This is a genomic window from Gordonia insulae (assembly GCF_003855095.1).
Taxonomy (GTDB): domain Bacteria; phylum Actinomycetota; class Actinomycetes; order Mycobacteriales; family Mycobacteriaceae; genus Gordonia; species Gordonia insulae.
The window spans coordinates 5295528-5313166 of sequence record NZ_CP033972.1 but is presented as its reverse complement, the minus strand read 5'-3'; the positions used below and the strand labels follow the sequence as shown (position 1 = coordinate 5313166).

The following is a 17639-nucleotide window of genomic DNA, read 5'->3' as shown; positions in this document are numbered from 1 at the left end:
CTACCTGGTGAGAACGGGACGCAGCGCACCGAAGTCGCGATGGTGCAACGCCCCCTGCCACAGCCCGGCGCCGTACGCGAGGTCGTCGAGCCGACGGAACAGGGTGTAGGCCACCGGCCCCAGTGCCGGCCCGGCCGCAGGTTCGGCGACCACCTGCCGAATCCAGGAGACCATCCCCTCCGCGATCGCGATCTCGATGACGAGGCGGCGGAAACGCGCGGAGAAGATGGCGAGCAGCACGGCCACCGGCCAGTAGTGCCGACAGACGGCTCCGGCTGCCTGCAGCAGCCCGAATCCGACGGCCCGGCCGGTCATCTGTGTCGCCACGATGGGCGCCTCCGGGAGCTCGCCCAGGCGGCGTCGCAGGCGCATCCCGATCTGGCCGACGATGATGAGGGCGATCGCCAGACCGATCTTCGTGCGGGTGAGTAGCGCGACCACCGCCGCGGCCATCGGGATCGACATCACCACCGGCGCCGCGAAGCCGCCGTGGCGGTCCGCCAGGTACGAGGCGCCGGTGCCGTAGTAGCGGCGACGGTCCAGCACGGAACGGACGTCGGTGCGGTGGTCGTGGGAGACGTGCGCCACCGGGTCGTAGCGCACCCGCCACCCGGACTTGTGCGTGCGCCAACACAGATCGACGTCCTCGGCCACTCGAAGACTCTCGTCAAATCCACCGAAAGCTGTGCGCCGCACCAGCATTGCCGCGCTGGGCACATACGGTACCCGACTGCCGGGCACCACCGAGCACTCCTCCGGGCCCATGTCGAGAGACGAGTAGCCGTTCTCGTACCGCTCGGCCATCGACGGATCGTGATCGCCGCGGCGCAGTCCGACGATACGCGGCGCCACGATCGCGACCGCCGGATCGGAGAAGTGTCCGAGCAGCATGGTCAGCCAGTCGGCCGGTGGGACCACGTCCGAGTCGAGGAAGGCGACGAAGTCGGTGGTCGCCGCGGCGGCACCGGCGTTGCGTGCCGCCGAGGGGCCGCGGTTCTCGTCGAAGCGGATCAGTGAGACGTCTGGGCCGCTCACCCGGATCGGCTCCGCGGAGCCGTCGTCGACGACGATCACCTTGGTCCCGGCGACGGCGTGCAGGAGCCGGTCGACTCCTGCCTGGTTGCCACGCACCGGGACGACGACGGTCACCGCATCGGGTCGCGGGCCGAACATGGGGCGCGGGTTGGCGATTCCGCTGTCGAGCAACCGACGGGCAAGACTGCGGGTGGCCGAGTCACACACCTCGATGCGCCCCTCGGCGGAGGTCATGCCGAGCGCCGCGTCGGTCAGGCGCAACATCCGGGTGGGCGACCCCCCGACCAGGTAGCGCAGGTCGCGGTTGCGTGCGCAGCGCATGTCGATCTGCACCTGGAAGCCGTCGGGAAGGGCGTGGTCGATCACCGCGGCGGCCTCGGGCTCGCGCTCCACCGCGGTCATCCGATCCGGCCGTTCGCCGCGACCGACCAGGAACGCAGCGCATCGACCAAGCCGGTCACCACACCCTCGGCCATCAGCTCGCCCTGCTCCGCGGTCGCCCCCACCGGGTCACCCAGCACCCCGTTGGGACTCACCGCCGCCACACCACCCGTACGCATCGACGGCAGCAGGGTCGCGATCGGCGCCACATTGCCCGCCTCCGCCTGCGCGAGGGTCACGTCGTCGGGCGAAAAGTGCAGCAGCACAGAAGTTTCGGTGTGACCAGCATGGGCATCGGAGTTCGGCACGGCACACGGATACCAGGCGATGTCGCGGCCCTCGTAGCGGAGTCGCTCCACCGCGGAGACCAGCGTCGGACCGTTTCCGCCGTGGCCGTTGACGAAGACCACCCGATCGGCCCAGCGGCAAGCGCTGCGGCCGTACTCCACCAACATCAGATGCAGTGCCTCATGTCCGAGAGAGATGGTGCCAGGGAAGCCCTCGTGCTCGCCGCTCGCGCCGTAGTTCAGGCCGGGCGCCGACAAGACCAGCGAATCGACCGGGCCGGCGACACCCTCCGACGACTCGTCGGCGCCCAGACGAGCCGCTGCGCGGGTGGCCACCATGGCGGCGATCCGACTGTCGGTGTCGAGCGGAAGATGAGGGCCGTGCTGTTCGGTCGCGCCCAGTGGGACGAGGAGGGTGACCGATCGTCCGGACAATTCTGGCCAGTACAACTGTCCCAGCGCGGCCCGACGTCCCATTCGCTCAACTCTAGCGACGGCACCGTCGCGTGTTAACCGTGTCGGCGCATTTGCTCCCTCCGATTCCCGTATTCGCGATGGTTCGGCCGCCCACCTTCCCGAGTGATCGATCGGTTGTGTAATGCTGGACCCACAAACGTGAGACCCGACACATCGATCGGGTTCCGATCGGGAGGACAGTCATGACGTCAACTGCGCCGCGCAGCAGCGGAAAGAGCGGGCCCCTCAGCGCAATCCGCGTGGTCGAGTTCGCCGGCATCGGGCCAGGGCCACACGCGGCGATGCTTCTCGCCGATCTCGGCGCCGACGTGGTCCGGGTACAGCGCCCCGGATCGCTGCCGGCGGCCGGCCGCAACGCCGACGCACTCCTACGCGGACGGCCCGTCGTGGAGGCCAACCTCAAGGACCCGGCCGACCGGGACACCATCCTGCGCCTGATCACCAAGGCCGATGTGATCCTCGAGGGTTTCCGCCCCGGCGTGATGGAGCGCCTGGGCTTCGGGCCCGACGATCTCGCCGCGATCAATCCGGGACTGATCTACGGCCGGATGACCGGATGGGGCCAGGAGGGCCCCCGGGCGGACCGTGCGGGCCACGACATCAACTACATCTCGCTGACCGGCATGCTGCATGCGATCGGCCGCAAAGAGGATCGTCCGGTGCCGCCGCTGAACCTCGCGGGTGACTTCGGCGGCGGATCGATGTTCCTCGTCGTCGGGGTGCTGGCCGCACTGCTGGAACGTCAGGGCTCCGGCCGTGGGCAGGTCGTCGACGCCGCGATGGTCGACGGCGCGTCGGTCCTCGGTCAGATGATGTGGGCGTTCCGCGGGACCGGGCTGTGGAGCGACGAGCGGGGCGTGAACATGCTCGACACCGGTGCCCCCTACTACGAGGTCTACGAGACCTCCGACGGCAAGTACATGGCCGTCGGCGCGATCGAGCCGCAGTTCTACGCGGAACTGATCTCCGGGCTCGGGCTCGCCGACGCGGATCTGCCCGGCCAGAACGACTTTGCCAACTGGCCCAAGCTCAGAGAGGTGTTCACCGACACCTTCAAGTCGCGCACCCGGGACGAGTGGACCAAGGTCTTCGACGGTACCGATGCGTGCACGTCGCCGGTCCTCGACTTCGGCGAGGCGCCGGCGGACCCGCACATGTCGGCACGGTCGAACCTCGTGGAGATCGACGGTGTGATGCAGGCGCAGGTGGCCCCGCGCTTCTCCCGTACTTCTCCGGAGACGCCGGCCGGGCCGGCCCGCGAGGCCATCGACGCGACGACCCTCTGGCAGGACTGACCCCTCGAGCACAGCGAGCCGGCACCCTTCGGGTGCCGGCTCGTCCTGCTGTGTCGCCCGTACGGCGGGCGGCGGTCAGACCTTGGTGGCGCCCATGTCGATCTGGAACTCGGCGCCGGTGACGGCCTTGGCGCCGTCGGAGGCGAGATAGAGCACCGCGTCGGAGATCTCGTCGAGCGAGGCCACGGGGTGGTGATTCATCATCGAGGTGAGATGCGGTCCCACCCAAGGGATACCGAAGATGCGGTGCGCCTCGGTGTCGCCCACCCCCATCGGGGTGTCGACCGCGTAGGGGTGCACACTGTTGACCCGGATCCGGTAGTGACCCAGTTCCTTGGCCGCGGACTGGGTGAGCCCGCGCAGGCCGAATTTGGAGGCCGAGTACGACGCCTGCAGCGGCATCGCCTTCAGTCCTGCCGACGAGCTGATGACCACGATCGAGCCCCCGTTCCCGGCTTCGAGCATCGCCGGGATCGCGGCCCGCAGCGTCTTCCAGGTGCCGACCAGATTGACGTCGACGACGTCGGTGAACTGTTCCTCGGTCAGCTCCCACACCTTGCCCCAGGTCAGCAGGCCGGCATTGGCGACGACGACGTCGAGGCGGCCGAACTGCTCCACACCGTCGGCGACCAGCTGCTGCTGGAACGCCAGATCGCGCGTATCACCCTGCCGGGCAAGGATCTTGCCACCGGCCTCCTCGACGAGACGGATGGTCTCGGCGAGGTCGTCGGCGGTGGCCGCCGGATAGGTGGTGTGATCGGCCACCGACGCCGCGATGTCCATACCGATGATCGCGGCCCCCTCACGTGCGAAGCGCAGCGCATGATTGCGCCCCTGCCCGCGTGCGATGCCGGTGATGTAGACGACCTTGCCGTCGAACTGCCCCATCCGCTCCGTGTCCTCGTCTGCTCGTCGGTCACCCGCCACAGGCAACCGTCACAGGCAAAACTGTAACACGTTCTACTTTGTGGCGGGTGCCCACTGGCAGACGATCGCTCAGCCGTCCCCGAAGGTGCGTTCGAAGTCGTCCGGAATGATCAGATCGTCTCGGGAGAGATCGTGAACACTCTTGTGCCCCAAGCCCATGACCACCCCGTCGAGGCCCATCCGCATGAGGTCGAGGACGTTCTCCACACCCGCCTGACCATTGGCGCCCAGACCCCACAGGTAGGCGCGCCCGATCATCACCGCGCGGGCTCCGAGGGCGAGCGCCTTGGCGACGTCGCTACCGCGGCGGATGCCACCGTCGAGCAGCACGTCGACCTGGCCGCCGACCTCCCTGGCGATCGGGCCGAGCAGCCGGATCGTCGCCGGCGTCCCGTCGAGGTTGTTGCCACCGTGATTGGACACCGAGATCGCCGATGCACCGATGTCGACCGCCCGCTTGGCATCGTCGAGCCGGGTGATGCCCTTGACCATGAAGGGTCCGTCCCACTGCTCGCGCAGCCACTGGAGGTCGTCCCAGGTGGGCGGCGGGGTACCCATCCACTGCCCGTACGCGCCGAAGAACGTCGGACCCTGCTCACCCTTGTGCACCAGATTGGGCGCGGTCAGGTCGGGGATCTCCACCTTGCCGCCGCGAATCCAGTCCAGCGCATAGCGTGGCTTGACCGCGATCTCCGGCGCCAGCTTGAGCAGCGCCTGGAAGTCGACCTTCTCCGGGATCTCCGGGCTACCCCAATCCCGACCCACGTTGAACACCCAGTCGGTGGTGACGATCAGCCCCTTGGCGCCGGCCTCCTTGGCGCGGTGGGCGCGGGCGAGGATCTCGTCGCGTGTACCGAGCCAGTAGATCTGGAAGAAGACCTTGTCGTTGACCGCGGTGACCTCTTCGATCGGGTGAGATGCGAAGCTGGACAATCCCATCGCGGTACCGCGGGCGGCGGCCGCACGGGCGACGGCGACCTCGCCGTCCGGGTCGACGGCCTGCACCCCGGTGGGCGAGATCATCACCGGGAAGGAGATCTCCTGGCCCATCACCGTCGTCGAGAACTCGCGGTCGGCCTGGGAGCCCACGACGACCGGCGCGAAGCCCAACTCGGAGAAGGCGTCGGTGTTGTCCTTGAGGGTGATCCCGGCCTGGGTGCCGGCGACCAGCGACGAGTACACCGATTTGGGCAGCCGCTTCTTGGCGCGCCGTTGCGCTTCGTGGACGGTCTCGAACCACGGGTTCTTTGCCCAGGGATTGGCCATTGTTCTTCCTACCTACTTCGTTGTGTTGGTGGCGCCACGACCACGCCCCGCGTCGAACGACGGGGCGTGCAGCGTCGCCGCTACGGGGGTCTAGACGGAGAAACCCGCCAACGGGTTCTCGTCGCAACTCTTCGAGGGTGGCGAGCCGACCGGCAAGAGGTCGCCGTCCGGTCGGCGGGTCATCAGCGTCAGCGGTGTGCCGCGCGAATGATCCTTGTTCGCAGTCGGTTTGGTGCGCTCACCGGCGAGCAACTGCTCGCCGTAGCCCTGCACGCACTCCGGATCGGGCCCGGCCAGGGGCAGGCCGGTGAAGAACTTCGCGGCCATGCAGCCACCACGGCACGCGTCGAAATGCGCGCACTTGGTGCACGCCCCGGCGTTCTGAGGTTCGCGCAGTTCGGTGAACAGATCCGAGTGCTGCCAGATCTGCTGGAACCCGCCGTCGCTCACGATGTTGCCGGCGAGGAAGTTCTCGTGGATCGCGAACGGGCAGGCGTACACGTCGCCCACGGGGTCGATGAGGCACACCACGCGCCCGGCGCCGCACAGGTTCAGACCCGGCAGCGCGCCACCGCCATTGGCCCCGCCGAACGCGGACAGATGGAAGAAGGAGTCGCCGGTGAGGACGCCATCACCATGTGCGACAAGCCAGTTGTAGAGTTCACGCTGCTGTTCGGGCAGCGGGTGCAGGTCGTCCCACACGTCGGCGCCCCGACCCGACGGCCGCAGGCGGGTGATGCGCAGGGTCGCGTTGTACCGGTCGGCGAGCGCCTTGAACTCGTCGAGCTGCTCGACGTTCTGCCGGGTCATCACGACGCTGATCTTCGCGTCGGCGAAGCCGGCCTCGTGCAGGTTCTCCAGGGCTCGCACGGCCATGTCGAACGAACCCGGACCACGCACGGCGTCGTTGACCTCCGCGGTCGCTCCATCCAGCGAGATCTGGACGTCGACGTAATCCGAGGCCGCGAGGCGGGCGGCGACCTTCTTGTCGATGCGCAGGCCGTTGGTGGAGAACTTGACGCCGACCTGGTGACTGGTGGCGTAGTCGACCAGCTCCCAGAAGTCGGGGCGGACCGTGGGCTCGCCGCCGCCGATGTTCACATAGAACACCTGCATGCGCTGGAGTTCGTCGATGATCGCCTTGCACTGCTCGGTGGAGAGCTCGCGCGGGTCACGCTTACCCGACGACGAGAGGCAGTGCACACACGCCAGGTTGCAGGCGTAGGTGAGTTCCCAGGTGAGGCAGATCGGTGCGTCGAGTCCCTTCTCGAACTGGTCGACCAGACGGCCCACCTTGGGTGGTGCGGCGGGCTGCGATTCGGGCACGGCGAGACCGTGTGCGGTGGGCGGCATTTCAAGCGTGGTCATCGAGGACTCCTCGGGCTGGGGCGAGTCTGTGCGGGTTTCGGTCGCCGGTCAGGCGTCGGCGCGGCGGACGATCATCCCCGAGTCCGCGAGCGCACCGAGCGCCTGCAGATAGAGGGGACGTTCCGGTGCACCGATACCCGCAGCGGACAGGGCATGCTCTGCGGTCGGGTGATCGCCGAGTGAATTGACGATGCCGACGACGGTGAGGTTCTTGAGGAACGAGAGCTTGCGCGTTCCGAAGTGATACAGCAGGGCACCGAACGGTTCCGGCCGCAGCGCGACCTTCGGGTTCAGCACCCAGGCGTCGGTGGTGTCGAAACCAGGGGTGTCGAAGTCAGGGGTGTCGAAGCCAGGGGCGTCGAATCGGGGGGACGGCCCGGCCCCGGCGGCCGCATCACTGCGGCCGCCGGCAACCGGACTCGATGTCGGGGTGGACATCAGTAGACCCCGCACATCCCGTCGATCGACACCTCTTCGACGAGCGATTCGCCCACGAGTTCGTTCTCCTGAGCGGATACCTGATCGGCCATGATCCAACCTCCCATTTCTCTCGGTAGTGATGCGGATCACCAGATACTATAATGGCACTCGGTGCATAAAAACACCCCGAACCCAAAACTGACCTTCTGGACAGGTGACGATGACACCATCGGACGCGATGACACCGACAGCTCGCACCACCCAGCCGGGCCGCCGACCCGTGACCTCACGTGCCGAGATCAGCGCTGTCGCCATCGATCTGTTCACCGCCAAGGGTTTCGAGGACACCAGCGTCGACGACGTGGCGGACGCGGTCGGCGTCGCGCGTCGCACCCTCTTCCGCTATTACCCGTCGAAGAACGCGATCGCCTGGGGCGACTTCGACTCACATCTGGCCGAGATGCGCACCCTGCTCGCCGAGATCCCCGACGACCTCCCGATCGCGGACGCCCTGCGCCGAGCCCTGATCTCCTTCAACGACGTCCCGGCCACCGAGCTCGCCGGCCATCGTCGACGGATGTCACTCCTGCTCGGAGTGCCCGCCCTGCAGGCCCATTCGATGCTCATGTACGCCGAATGGCGACAGGTGATCGCGGAGTTCTGCGCCCACCGGCTCGGACTCGACGAGCACGCCCATCTCCCCCAGACGATCGCCTGGTTGTGCCTGGGAACCGCCCTGGCCGCGTACGACCAGTGGCTGACGCACCCCGACGCCGACCTCGAGGCGCTCATCGTCGCCGGTAGCCGTACCCTTGCGCAGGGAGTGGACGCGCTGTCATGATCGGCGGACACTGCGGTAGACTCCACTAGAACGTGTTCTAATTTACGTCCTGAACAGCTGCGATGCGGGTGCTATCGCAGCTGGGAGACGATTGTGGAGAGGTGACGAGTGATGACCGAGCTGACCCCGCATGGCTCGCGCAGCGTGATCCTGACCGTTGCCGAGGTCATCGAGGAGACCGCCGACGCGAGGTCGGTCGTCTTCGAGGTGCCGGACTCCCACAGCGAGTCGTTCACCGACTACAAGCCGGGACAGTTCCTGACCCTGCGAATCCCCAGTGATCGGACCGGCTCGGTCGCACGATGCTATTCACTGGCGTCGTCACCGCGTACGGATCAGCTGCCGAAGGTCACCGTCAAGCGCACCGTCGACGGATACGGCTCCAACTGGGTCTGCGACAACCTGACACCCGGCTCGCGCATCGAGGTGCTGCCGCCGTCGGGTGTCTTCACACCCAAGGAACTCGACACCAAGCTGCTGCTCATCGCGGCCGGCAGCGGGGTCACCCCGGTGATGTCGATCCTCAAGGCCGCACTTCACGCAGGCACCGCACCGATCACCTTCTTCTACGCCAACCGCGGGATCGACGATGTCATCTTCGCCGCGGAGCTGCGAGAGCTGCAACGCGCACACGCCGACCGGCTCACCCTGATCCACTGGCTCGAAACGCTGCAGGGCCTCCCCGACGACAGGGCGCTCGCCACCACGTTCCGGGCATTCGCCGATCACACCGCCTACATGTGCGGTCCCGGGCCGTTCATGGACGCCGTCCACAAAGGCCTTGCCGGAGCGGGTTTCCCGCACCACAACGTGCACACCGAGGTCTACAACTCGCTGTCGGGCGACCCCTTCGCCGACGTCGAACTCGACGAGGTCAGCGAGGCCGAGGACGCCGAGGCCGCACAGGTCGAGGTGGAACTCGACGGTGAGACCCACAACCTGCGCTGGCCGCGCAAGCGATCGCTGATCGACGTGATGCTGGCCGCCGGGCTCGACGCCCCGTATTCGTGCCAGGAAGGCGAATGTGGTTCGTGCGCATGCACCCTCACAGAGGGTACGGTCGAGATGGAGAACACCGGTGCGCTCGACCCGGAGGACATCGCCGACGGCTACATCCTCGGCTGCCAGGCGCACCCCACCTCGGATGCGTTGAAGATCGAGTTCTGACACACGCAGCCGGGCGGATCACCCGATGGACGCACCCACGACGAAGGGCTCACGCATGACTCCGGACCGATTGACTCGCGTGATGGCGGGCTCGCTGCTGACCATGGGCACACTGCATTTCGTGGTGCCCAAGCCGTTCGACGAGATCATCCCCGAAGAGATCCCCGGCGATGCCCGGACCCTCACCTACGCCTCCGGCGTCGCCGAGGTCGCGATCGGTGCGGGACTGCTGGCCCCCCGGACCCGACGCACCGCCGCCGCGCTCGCCGTCGCCTTGTTCGTCGCGGTCTATCCGGCGAACATCAACATGGTGCGACTGTGGAAGGACAAGCCGGCGGCCATGCGCGCCATCGCGATCGGACGCCTGCCGCTGCAGTTCCCGATGATCTGGGCCGCGGTCAAGGTCTTCCGGTCGGCACCGAAGTCCTGATATCGCACCACTGACCCGGCGACGTCACCGCAACGCGCGCAGGCGCGCCCGGTCCTCCGGGTCGAGATGTTCGATCGCGTAACTCAATGCGGTACGGCCCATCTCGGGGGCGCGACCGTTCAGGAACCTCATCAGCAGCGCTCGGTCCACCCGTTTGCCGAGTTCGCGCAACATCCACCCGGACGCCTTCTGGATCAGGTCGCGCCGGTCGTCGAGAACCAACGGAACGACGGCGAGCGTCGCATCCGGGTCACCACGTTTGAGGAAGGCGAAAGTGGCCACGATCGCGGCGCGCCGGCGCCACAGGTCCTCCTCCGCCGCCAAGTCCACCAGCGGTCCGTGATCACCCCGCGCGACCAGCCACTCGCCCAGGATCGGGTCGGCCGATGCGTCGACGAGATCCCAGTTGTCCACCCGGCCGGCGAACAGCGCATCCCGGTACAGGTCCACCCAGGCCGCCCGCGCCGCGTCGCCGACCGCCCGATCGAACTCGGCACGCAGCAGGAACAGCGCGACCAGGCGATGTTCATGGATCGGTGAGGCCAGCAGCTCCCGAACCGTCTCGGGTTCGGTACCGCGAAAACGCTTGGCCACCTTGCGGAGCTGCGGCACGGTCACGCCGACGAACACGTCGCCCTCGCCGTAGTCGCCCGGCCCGGTCTTGAAGAACCGGGCCGAGCCGGCGGCCCGCACCGGATCGGCGAGCTCGTCGACCGCGGCAATGACAGGCCCGCTCACTCCGTTCCCGGCGCCGGCGTCATTCGAGTACGTCGGCGATCGGCGTGGGCGTCAGCAACTTGGGCCGGGTCTTCATGACCGCGCCGACCTTGCCCGCGCCGACCACGGCGGTCAGCAGACCGTCGCGGCTGTAATACGCCAGGAACTTTGTGCCGTCGTCGTCGACGAGATGCAGCTCATCGGTGGGCGCCGGGCGCCCGAGCACCTGGATCTTGAGCCCGTACTGGTCGCTCCAGAAGTAGGCCGGTGCCGCCGGGATCATGTTGTCGCTCTGCGCGATTCGATGAGCGACCTCGGTGGCCTGCTCGACGGTGTGCGTCCAGTGCTCGACGCGGCGGGTGCCGCCGTCGCCGGTGGCCCAGTTCGCCACGTCACCCAGCGCATAGACATCCGGCGCCGACGTCGCGCCGCGCGCGTCGCAGGCGATGCCGCCACCCGATTCGCGCGGAGCGAGCTCGATCCCGGAGCCGTCGAGGTAGTCGACGACCGGGATGGACCCGATCCCGACGACCACCAGGTCGGCGTCGAGGGCGGTTCCGTCGGCCAGCCTGACACCGGTCACCGCGGTGCCGTCGTCGACGATCTCCTCCACCCCGACGCCGGTACGCACATCGACCCCGTTGGCCTGGTGCAGTCGGGTGACCAATGCCCCGACCTCGGTTCCGAGAGCGGCGGCGAGCGGGGTCGGCGCCGGCTCGACCAACGTCACCGAGAGTCCACGCTGGTTCAGGCTCGCCGCCACCTCGCAGCCGATGAATCCGGCACCGATCACCACAGCACGTGCCGCCGAGTCGATCTCGCCGCGCAGGGTGAGCGCGTCGTCGATGGTGCGCAGCACGTGGACACCCTGCACGCCCTCGGTGCCGGGCAGCGCGCGCGGGGTGAGGCCGGTGGCGAGGACCAGCGCGTCGTAGACCATGGTCTCGCTGTGCGCCGGGTCGTCGGGTCGCTCGATGGTGACCGTATGGTCATCGGGTGAGATCGCGCTGACGCGCTCCCCCATCCGCAGCTCGATCGACGACTCGGCGAAATACTCCGTCGGCTTGAGGTCGACCCGGTCGTCCTTGCCCAACAGCACCGACTTCGACAACGGCGGCCGGTCATACGGCGGATGCGCCTCTGCGCCGATCAGCGTGATCGGACCGGTGTAACCGTTGGCGCGCAGGCTCTCCGCGACGCGGATACCTCCGAGCCCCGCACCGACCACGACCACACCCGCGGGTGCCCCACTCATCGCCGTCCCTCCATACGCGTGTCCTTCCATGACGGAATCCAGCCGCGGTACCGGCGATCCCCGCCGTGCGCGACGGCCTGCCTCAGCCGGGCAGGCCCGGGGGTATGTGACCCCCCTATCGGGTGACGTCGCCGACCATTTCCAGGTCGGCGAGCCGCCAATTGCCCTCGACATTACGCATAGTGGCCCACCGAGCGGTAGGGGTGTGCTGACCGGTCTGCACGTCGGGCGCTCCGCCGGCACCGTCTCCGCCCGGGAGCCGGACAGTCTGATCGACGAACACGATCACCTGGGCCTGATCCGCGGCGTAGGCGTTGACCCCCACGCCGACCACTCGTGCCGACATGCCCAGTCCGCTCGCGACCGCCCCGGGCAGCACCACGTCGGGTCCCGCGCCGCGATAGGCCGGGAGCAGCGGGGCGGTCAGGTGTCCGGCGACCGCGTCCCGGTCGGCGGGGGAGTCGTCGGGCGCGAAGGTCATCACCGCCGTGACCGCGTCCCGGGTCGCGCTGAGCAGGGCAGTGCGCTGATGCTCGTCTGGGACGGGCCGGGCGCGTGCGGCACCGACGACACCGGCGATCGCCACCACGGTGGCGATGAGCGCGACCGCGATACCGACCGCCACCCAGCGCCGGCCGCGGGACGACAGGTGCGCGCGGCCGGTCATGCCATCCCCGCCGAGCTGATGGACCACCCGGAATCGGTGCGGGTCATCGTCACCTCGACGGTGACCCGACTGTCCTGCCGGTCCCCGCCGACCAGCTGCGGGTCGGTCGCCTCCGCAACCATCAGCACCGTCGCCTCCGCGCCGACGTCGTCGGAGGGAGGGTCGGTGACGAGACCGGCCGACAGCACCTGTCCGCTGCTGGGCCGTTCCTGGGCGCCGATCTCCGCGGCGAGCGCGTCGCGCGCCGTCGCCAGCCGCTCGTGCTGATCGCCGGTGGTGACCGCGAGCGCGTGGTCGACGTACCCCGCGGGGTCGGCGGGGTCCGCGGTCAGCAGCGTGGTGATCGCGGTGCGGGAGGCGGCCAGCGCGTCGTCCGCGGCAGCACTGCGCTCGGCCGCAGCGCGATTGTGCACCGCCAGACCGATCGCCACCGCCCCGACCGCTACAGCGAGCACGCCGACCACGGCCACACCGATACGGAGGTGGCGCGTCCGGCGCCGGGCCCGTTCGCGCAACGGATCCGCGGCGGCGATCCGCGCCGTCCGGGCGGCACGGGTCGCGTCCTCGACCCTCGCGCGCGCGACGGCCAGGCGATCGTCGCGCTCCGCGCTCACGACACGACTCCCACCCGCGTCAGGACCCATCGGTCGCCGGTCCGCTCGAAACCCGCAGTGACCGAACGCTGTTCGGTGCTCGCGGCACCTGCCTCGGGAGTCGTGACGACCTTCGCCCGGATCAGCACCTCACCCTCGTCGGGACCGGCGTCGATGATGCCGACGATCTCCGGGGTCCAGGTGACCGCGCGGGCACCCGCCGTCGGGGGCCGGGTCAGTTCCGTCGCGTACCGCGCGGCGAACGCCCCGCCGACCAGTCCGCGGGCCCTGGCCCGATCGTCCTGCCACGTGGTGGCGTCGACCGAGAAGACCTGCGCGACGATCCCACCCGCCGAACGACGCAGTTCGTCCCGGCTCCGCTCGGTGGCGGCATCGGTGACCGACACCTGCCACATCCAGATCAATGCGGCGACCGCGACCGCGAGCACCATCGTCGCGCCTGTGACGATGACGATCGCCGATCTCACCGACAGGATGCCGGAACGGGTGCCGCCGGTCGTCCTGGTCTCAGACGGGGTGGATGAGGTCATGGGAGGTATTGCACCGCCGCGAGTTTGAGCTCACCGTCAGCGGGCACCAGCAGGGTCCGCAGACGGAACTGCCGCGTGTTGACGGGCGTTCCCGTTGCGCCGGAATCATTCTCGAATTCCACGGTCGCCGAGACGAGCACGGTCGCCCGATCACCCGATCGACCGGACACACCCGCTCCGTCGACCGTTCCGGTGGCCGCGGTGCCCTGGGACCGGATGAAGCGGGTGAAACCGTCCGCCGACTGGGCGAACTCGTCGTGGAACTCGCCGGTGGCACCGTCGAGGATGCGGCGTGCCTGATCGGGTCGGCGATGGTCCGGGCTCAGCAGCAGGGATACGCGCGCGATCGCCGCGCGTTGGTAGTCGGCGTCGGTGTAGGCACGCTCCGCCCGCACCCACATCGTCACGGCGAGGACGGCGGCAACCACGGCGACGAGCGCGATCGGCAGGAGGATCCACGCGATCCGGGACCGGCGCCGCACCCCGGCCGCGACTTCCGCGGCCCGCAGGTCGTCGACCGCACGTCGCAAACCGGCTCGTGCGGCCCGCTCGGCGTCGAGGCGGGCATCCTCGGCCATCAACTCGTCCTCTCCCGACGACCGGCGCCCCCGGCCGGCCGACTCCACCCTAACGGTCGGCGATCGGCGGAACTTCGGACCATCTGCGACCTTTGCCCTGCATGTGGACCGTCGAGGGCGCACAATCATCAATTACCTGCGAGGAGGCGCTGCCATGACGCAATCACACTCCATCTCGAGCACGATCTTCCGACGCAAGCCGGTCGTGGGTGCGGGTGCGCCCGGGTCCGCATCCGGTGATCCCCATCTGAGCCGCAGCATCGGCACCTTTCAGTTGACCCTCTTCGGGGTCGGCGCCACCGTCGGCACCGGTATCTTCATCGTCGTCCCGGAGGCCATCAGCAAGGCCGGCCCCGCGGTGCTGATCTCCTTCATCATCGCCGGCGTCGCCGCCGGACTGGCCGCGATCTGCTACGCGGAGATGGCGTCCGCGGTTCCCGTTTCCGGATCGAGTTACTCCTATGCGTACGCGACCCTCGGCGAAGTGGTCGCGGTCGGAATCGGCGCCTGCCTGATGCTCGAGTACGGCGTGTCCGCCGCGGCGACGTCCATCGGTTGGGGTCAGTACCTCAACGAACTGATCAACAACCTCTTCGGCTGGTCGATCCCCCACCAACTCGCCGCCGCGCCGTGGGGCGTCGAGGACCCGGGCTGGGTCAACCTGCCCGCGGTGATCCTCGTCGTCCTGTGCGGGCTGCTCCTGGTCCGTGGGGCCAGCGAATCGGCCCTCGTCAACACCGTGATGGTCCTGATCAAGATCGGTGTCCTGCTGCTGTTCGCGGCGGTCTGCCTGACCGCGTTCACCTCCAGCCACTTCTCCCCTTTCATGCCGGAGGGCATGGCCGGTGTCACCTCGGCAGCCGCGGTCATCTTCTTCACGTTCATCGGCCTCGACGCCGTGTCCACCGCTGGCGACGAGGTCAAGGACCCGCAGCGCGCGATGCCCCGCGCGATCATCGGCGCACTGGTGGTGGTGGTGAGCATCTACCTGTTGACCGCGGTCGCCTCGATCGGCGCGCAGGCCTGGACGGATTTCAATCCGGAGGACGACGCGAGCCTGTCCCGATTGGCCAACACCGTGACCGGATCGACCTGGGTCGGCACCATCATCGCCGCCGGCGCGGTGATCTCGATCTTCTCGGTGACGCTCGTGGTGATCTACGGTCAGACGCGGATCCTGTTCGCGATGGGCCGGGACGGCCTGTTGCCCGCCACCTTTTCCAAGGTCAGCCCGAAAACGATGGTGCCGGTGAACAATACCGTCATCGTCTGCGCGATCATCGGCATCCTCGGTGGCTTCGTGCCGATCGACAAGCTGTGGGATCTGGTGTCGGTGGGCACCCTCGCAGCCTTCATCGTCGTCTCGATCGGCGTCGTGATCCTGCGTCGGACGATGCCGGATCTGCCCCGCCCGTTCAAGGTTCCCGGCTACCCGGTCACACCGTTCCTGTCCGTGGCCGCGTGCATCTGGATTCTCAGCGGACTGACCCCGATCACCTTCCTGTTCTTCGGGATCTGGGTCGGCGCGGCGCTGATCTTCTACTTCCTCTGGGGTCGGCGCCACAGCGCGCTGAACGCCGCCGAGGTCGACGAGACACCGCGATGACGATCCTCGTCGGGTACGCGCCGGGCACGGGTGGCACCGGCGGTGTCCAGCTCGGAGCGATGTTGGCCGAATCGCTGCACACCGATCTCGTGGTGGCAACGGTGGTGCCCAGGCCGTGGACGACCCCGTCGATGGGAAAGGTGGATGCCGAGTTCATCGAGTGGACCGACCGGGTGACGACCACCGCGGAGTCGGAGATCGCGGAGTACATGCAGATCTATCCACCGGAACTCAGCTGGCGGTTCCGGCGGCTCGACCATCGGACGACATCGGCCGCACTCATCGACTGCGCCCGCGAATTGTCCGCGGACGCACTGGTGATCGGGTCCAGCGGCGACGGCCAGCTCGGGCAGATCGTCATCGGCTCCACCGGTGACACCCTGCTGCACCGCTCACCCGTTCCGGTCGGCATCAGCCCGCGAGGCTACCGATCCCCGAAGGATGGGCAGCTCACCCGGGTGACGGCCGCGGTCGCCGGATCCGGACCCGAATCGCTGCCGGTGGTGCAACGTGCCCGCGGACTGTGCGATCGGATGGATGCTCCGCTGCGCCTGGCGACCTTCGCGGTCCGAGGTGGCGCGATGTACCCACCCCTGGTCGGGTTGAGCACCGAGGACGCGGTGCTCGATCAGTGGAAGGAACAATCACTGGCCGCGCAGCGACAACTGCTCACCGACGGTGTCGTACCGGCCGACACGACCTGCGTGATCGCCTCGGGCCGCGGCTATCGCGAGGCCTTCGACTCGATCGAGTGGATCGAGGGCGAGGTCCTGTTCGTCGGCAGCACCCGCGACGGCATCCTGTCCCAGGTGTTCCTCGGGTCCCGGGCAACCAAACTCATCCGGCACTCATCCGTCCCGGTGGTCGTCCTGCCGCGCTGACTGCGCCTCCTCCGCGGAGGTCTGGCCGGCGCCGATCCGGGTGGAGTACGCGGCCCGTTGATCGTGGTCGTAATCCAGGAACATGGTGTCCAACTTGGTCATCCGGCGTGATGCACGCTTCATCCGTTGCGGGATGATCGGATTCGCGTGGGTCCAGGCCATCGACCGGGGCGCGGTCAGGCGCACGCGGGGACGGACGATGATGGCGACGACCTGTTCGGCCACGTCCTCGGGTTCGACGGCGCGCACCATGCTGTTGGTGTGCAATCCGGAGATGAGGCCCGTCCGGGTGAACGTCGGCAAGACCGTGCTGATGCGGACGCCGGTGGACTCGAGCTCGGCGTCGAGAGCCTCGGAGAACTCGATGACGGCGGCCTTGGCGCCGTTGTAGATCGTCAGTCCGGGGGTGGGCAGCCGGCCCGCGACCGATGCGATGTTCACGACCTGACCGTGCCCGCGGGCCACCATCCGGCGGGCGGCGAGCTGGGTTCCGGTGATCACGCCGATCACGTCGATGTCGTAGGTGCGCCGGATGAGCGCGTCGTCGTAGGACAGGAACGCCCCCACCGGCATGATGCCGGCGTTGTTGATCAGCACGTCGATCGGTCCGACGGATTCCTCGACCGCGGTGAGGAAGTCGTCGAACGAGCGTCGGTCGGTGACGTCGACGGCGAAACCCTCGACCCCCAGGTCCGCTGCGGCCTTGCCGACCGCGTCGTCGTCGATGTCGCCGAGCACGACGGTTGCGCCCGCCTCGAACAGCTGGGTCGCGGTCACGAAGCCGATGCCGCGGGCGCCACCGGTGATGGCGATGACCTTGCCGCGCAGGACCGAGGAGACCTCGTCGCGATCGGGCTTCCGGTTCAGCAGGTCACGTACGGACATGGCAATTCCTTC

At 68.4% G+C, this 17639-nt stretch carries 20 protein-coding genes; 6 read left to right on the top strand and 14 right to left on the bottom strand.

Annotated features, from left to right (window positions below; translation table 11 throughout):
- Both mftF and mftE read right to left on the bottom strand, forming a co-directional pair.
- Positions 1 to 1437: a mycofactocin biosynthesis glycosyltransferase MftF gene (gene mftF, locus D7316_RS24300; RefSeq protein WP_124710542.1), complete on the bottom strand. Its 1437-nt coding sequence runs from the start codon at positions 1435 to 1437 to the stop codon at positions 1 to 3.
- Positions 1434 to 2180, bottom strand: coding sequence for a mycofactocin biosynthesis peptidyl-dipeptidase MftE (gene mftE, locus D7316_RS24295; RefSeq protein ID WP_124710541.1), 747 nt, complete (start codon positions 2178 to 2180; stop codon positions 1434 to 1436). The genes mftF and mftE overlap by 4 nt, the downstream gene beginning before the upstream one ends.
- A 182-nt stretch (positions 2181 to 2362) precedes the next feature.
- Here mftE and D7316_RS24290 point away from each other — a divergent pair, with 182 nt between their 5' ends.
- On the top strand, positions 2363 to 3475 hold the full coding sequence (locus tag D7316_RS24290) for a CaiB/BaiF CoA transferase family protein (RefSeq protein ID WP_124710540.1): 1113 nt from the start codon (positions 2363 to 2365) through the stop codon (positions 3473 to 3475).
- 75 nt (positions 3476 to 3550) lie between these two features.
- Here the strand turns inward: D7316_RS24290 and D7316_RS24285 are convergent, their stop codons facing one another.
- The 5 genes from D7316_RS24285 to mftA form a co-directional block, all read right to left on the bottom strand.
- Positions 3551 to 4363 (bottom strand): mycofactocin-coupled SDR family oxidoreductase, encoded by an 813-nt coding sequence (locus tag D7316_RS24285; protein ID WP_124710539.1) that lies wholly within the window; start codon positions 4361 to 4363, stop codon positions 3551 to 3553.
- A 108-nt stretch (positions 4364 to 4471) separates the two neighbouring features.
- Positions 4472 to 5668, bottom strand: a complete 1197-nt coding sequence (gene mftD, locus D7316_RS24280; RefSeq protein WP_124710538.1) for a pre-mycofactocin synthase MftD — start codon at positions 5666 to 5668, stop codon at positions 4472 to 4474.
- A gap of 90 nt (positions 5669 to 5758) precedes the next feature.
- Positions 5759 to 7036: a mycofactocin radical SAM maturase gene (mftC, locus tag D7316_RS24275; protein ID WP_124710537.1), complete on the bottom strand. Its 1278-nt coding sequence runs from the start codon at positions 7034 to 7036 to the stop codon at positions 5759 to 5761.
- A 48-nt stretch (positions 7037 to 7084) separates the two neighbouring features.
- On the bottom strand, positions 7085 to 7474 hold the full coding sequence (gene mftB / locus D7316_RS24270) for a mycofactocin biosynthesis chaperone MftB (protein ID WP_124710536.1): 390 nt from the start codon (positions 7472 to 7474) through the stop codon (positions 7085 to 7087).
- On the bottom strand, positions 7474 to 7566 hold the full coding sequence (gene mftA / locus D7316_RS24265) for a mycofactocin precursor MftA (protein ID WP_124710535.1): 93 nt from the start codon (positions 7564 to 7566) through the stop codon (positions 7474 to 7476). Before mftA ends, mftB begins: the two co-directional genes overlap by 1 nt.
- A gap of 128 nt (positions 7567 to 7694) precedes the next feature.
- On the opposite strand from mftA, the gene mftR reads away from it, so the two are divergent.
- The 3 genes from mftR to D7316_RS24250 all read left to right on the top strand — a co-directional run bounded on the left by mftR (position 7695) and on the right by D7316_RS24250 (position 9894).
- Positions 7695 to 8297: a mycofactocin system transcriptional regulator gene (mftR, locus tag D7316_RS24260; protein ID WP_124710534.1), complete on the top strand. Its 603-nt coding sequence runs from the start codon at positions 7695 to 7697 to the stop codon at positions 8295 to 8297.
- Positions 8298 to 8408: 111 nt separating this feature from the next.
- Positions 8409 to 9464 (top strand): ferredoxin--NADP reductase, encoded by a 1056-nt coding sequence (locus D7316_RS24255; RefSeq protein ID WP_124710533.1) that lies wholly within the window; start codon positions 8409 to 8411, stop codon positions 9462 to 9464.
- Positions 9465 to 9519: 55 nt separating this feature from the next.
- Positions 9520 to 9894 (top strand): DoxX family protein, encoded by a 375-nt coding sequence (locus tag D7316_RS24250; RefSeq protein ID WP_124711552.1) that lies wholly within the window; start codon positions 9520 to 9522, stop codon positions 9892 to 9894.
- Positions 9895 to 9918: 24 nt separating this feature from the next.
- On the opposite strand, the gene D7316_RS24245 is transcribed toward D7316_RS24250, so the two are convergent.
- The 6 genes from D7316_RS24245 to D7316_RS24220 form a co-directional block, all read right to left on the bottom strand.
- Positions 9919 to 10632, bottom strand: a complete 714-nt coding sequence (locus D7316_RS24245; protein WP_232017056.1) for a DNA alkylation repair protein — start codon at positions 10630 to 10632, stop codon at positions 9919 to 9921.
- Between the two features lie 19 nt (positions 10633 to 10651).
- Entirely contained in the window at positions 10652 to 11866 is a 1215-nt protein-coding gene (locus D7316_RS24240; RefSeq protein WP_124710532.1) for an NAD(P)/FAD-dependent oxidoreductase, read from the bottom strand.
- A 115-nt stretch (positions 11867 to 11981) separates the two neighbouring features.
- Positions 11982 to 12533 (bottom strand): hypothetical protein, encoded by a 552-nt coding sequence (locus D7316_RS24235; protein ID WP_124710531.1) that lies wholly within the window; start codon positions 12531 to 12533, stop codon positions 11982 to 11984.
- On the bottom strand, positions 12530 to 13147 hold the full coding sequence (locus D7316_RS24230; protein ID WP_232017055.1) for a hypothetical protein: 618 nt from the start codon (positions 13145 to 13147) through the stop codon (positions 12530 to 12532). The genes D7316_RS24235 and D7316_RS24230 overlap by 4 nt, the downstream gene beginning before the upstream one ends.
- Entirely contained in the window at positions 13144 to 13677 is a 534-nt protein-coding gene (locus D7316_RS24225; RefSeq protein ID WP_124710529.1) for a hypothetical protein, read from the bottom strand. Before D7316_RS24225 ends, D7316_RS24230 begins: the two co-directional genes overlap by 4 nt.
- On the bottom strand, positions 13674 to 14255 hold the full coding sequence (locus tag D7316_RS24220) for a hypothetical protein (protein WP_124710528.1): 582 nt from the start codon (positions 14253 to 14255) through the stop codon (positions 13674 to 13676). Before D7316_RS24220 ends, D7316_RS24225 begins: the two co-directional genes overlap by 4 nt.
- Positions 14256 to 14409: 154 nt before the next feature.
- On the opposite strand from D7316_RS24220, the gene D7316_RS24215 reads away from it, so the two are divergent.
- Entirely contained in the window at positions 14410 to 15861 is a 1452-nt protein-coding gene (locus D7316_RS24215) for an amino acid permease (protein WP_124710527.1), read from the top strand.
- Positions 15858 to 16742 (top strand): universal stress protein, encoded by an 885-nt coding sequence (locus D7316_RS24210; RefSeq protein ID WP_124710526.1) that lies wholly within the window; start codon positions 15858 to 15860, stop codon positions 16740 to 16742. The genes D7316_RS24215 and D7316_RS24210 overlap by 4 nt, the downstream gene beginning before the upstream one ends.
- Here D7316_RS24210 and D7316_RS24205 read toward each other — a convergent pair.
- A complete protein-coding gene (locus D7316_RS24205) occupies positions 16710 to 17627 on the bottom strand; it encodes an SDR family oxidoreductase (protein ID WP_124710525.1) in 918 nt (305 codons plus the stop codon). The genes D7316_RS24210 and D7316_RS24205 overlap by 33 nt on opposite strands.
- Positions 17628 to 17639: the final 12 nt, after the last annotated feature.

Bases quoted from the DNA above. Each gene is read 5' to 3' on its own strand.
- mftC (WP_124710537.1), bottom strand. From the start codon at position 7,036: ATGACCACGCTTGAAATGCCGCCCACCGCACACGGTCTCGCCGTGCCC.
- D7316_RS24290 (WP_124710540.1), top strand. From the start codon at position 2,363: ATGACGTCAACTGCGCCGCGCAGCAGCGGAAAGAGCGGGCCCCTCAGC.
- mftE (WP_124710541.1), bottom strand. From the start codon at position 2,180: ATGGGACGTCGGGCCGCGCTGGGACAGTTGTACTGGCCAGAATTGTCC.
- mftA (WP_124710535.1), bottom strand. From the start codon at position 7,566: ATGGCCGATCAGGTATCCGCTCAGGAGAACGAACTCGTGGGCGAATCG.
- D7316_RS24285 (WP_124710539.1), bottom strand. From the start codon at position 4,363: ATGGGGCAGTTCGACGGCAAGGTCGTCTACATCACCGGCATCGCACGC.
- mftD (WP_124710538.1), bottom strand. From the start codon at position 5,668: ATGGCCAATCCCTGGGCAAAGAACCCGTGGTTCGAGACCGTCCACGAA.
- mftF (WP_124710542.1), bottom strand. From the start codon at position 1,437: ATGACCGCGGTGGAGCGCGAGCCCGAGGCCGCCGCGGTGATCGACCAC.
- D7316_RS24210 (WP_124710526.1), top strand. From the start codon at position 15,858: ATGACGATCCTCGTCGGGTACGCGCCGGGCACGGGTGGCACCGGCGGT.
- D7316_RS24205 (WP_124710525.1), bottom strand. From the start codon at position 17,627: ATGTCCGTACGTGACCTGCTGAACCGGAAGCCCGATCGCGACGAGGTC.
- mftR (WP_124710534.1), top strand. From the start codon at position 7,695: ATGACACCGACAGCTCGCACCACCCAGCCGGGCCGCCGACCCGTGACC.
- D7316_RS24235 (WP_124710531.1), bottom strand. From the start codon at position 12,533: ATGACCGGCCGCGCGCACCTGTCGTCCCGCGGCCGGCGCTGGGTGGCG.
- D7316_RS24255 (WP_124710533.1), top strand. From the start codon at position 8,409: ATGACCGAGCTGACCCCGCATGGCTCGCGCAGCGTGATCCTGACCGTT.
- D7316_RS24220 (WP_124710528.1), bottom strand. From the start codon at position 14,255: ATGGCCGAGGATGCCCGCCTCGACGCCGAGCGGGCCGCACGAGCCGGT.
- mftB (WP_124710536.1), bottom strand. From the start codon at position 7,474: ATGTCCACCCCGACATCGAGTCCGGTTGCCGGCGGCCGCAGTGATGCG.
- D7316_RS24250 (WP_124711552.1), top strand. From the start codon at position 9,520: ATGACTCCGGACCGATTGACTCGCGTGATGGCGGGCTCGCTGCTGACC.
- D7316_RS24225 (WP_124710529.1), bottom strand. From the start codon at position 13,677: ATGACCTCATCCACCCCGTCTGAGACCAGGACGACCGGCGGCACCCGT.
- D7316_RS24240 (WP_124710532.1), bottom strand. From the start codon at position 11,866: ATGAGTGGGGCACCCGCGGGTGTGGTCGTGGTCGGTGCGGGGCTCGGA.
- D7316_RS24215 (WP_124710527.1), top strand. From the start codon at position 14,410: ATGACGCAATCACACTCCATCTCGAGCACGATCTTCCGACGCAAGCCG.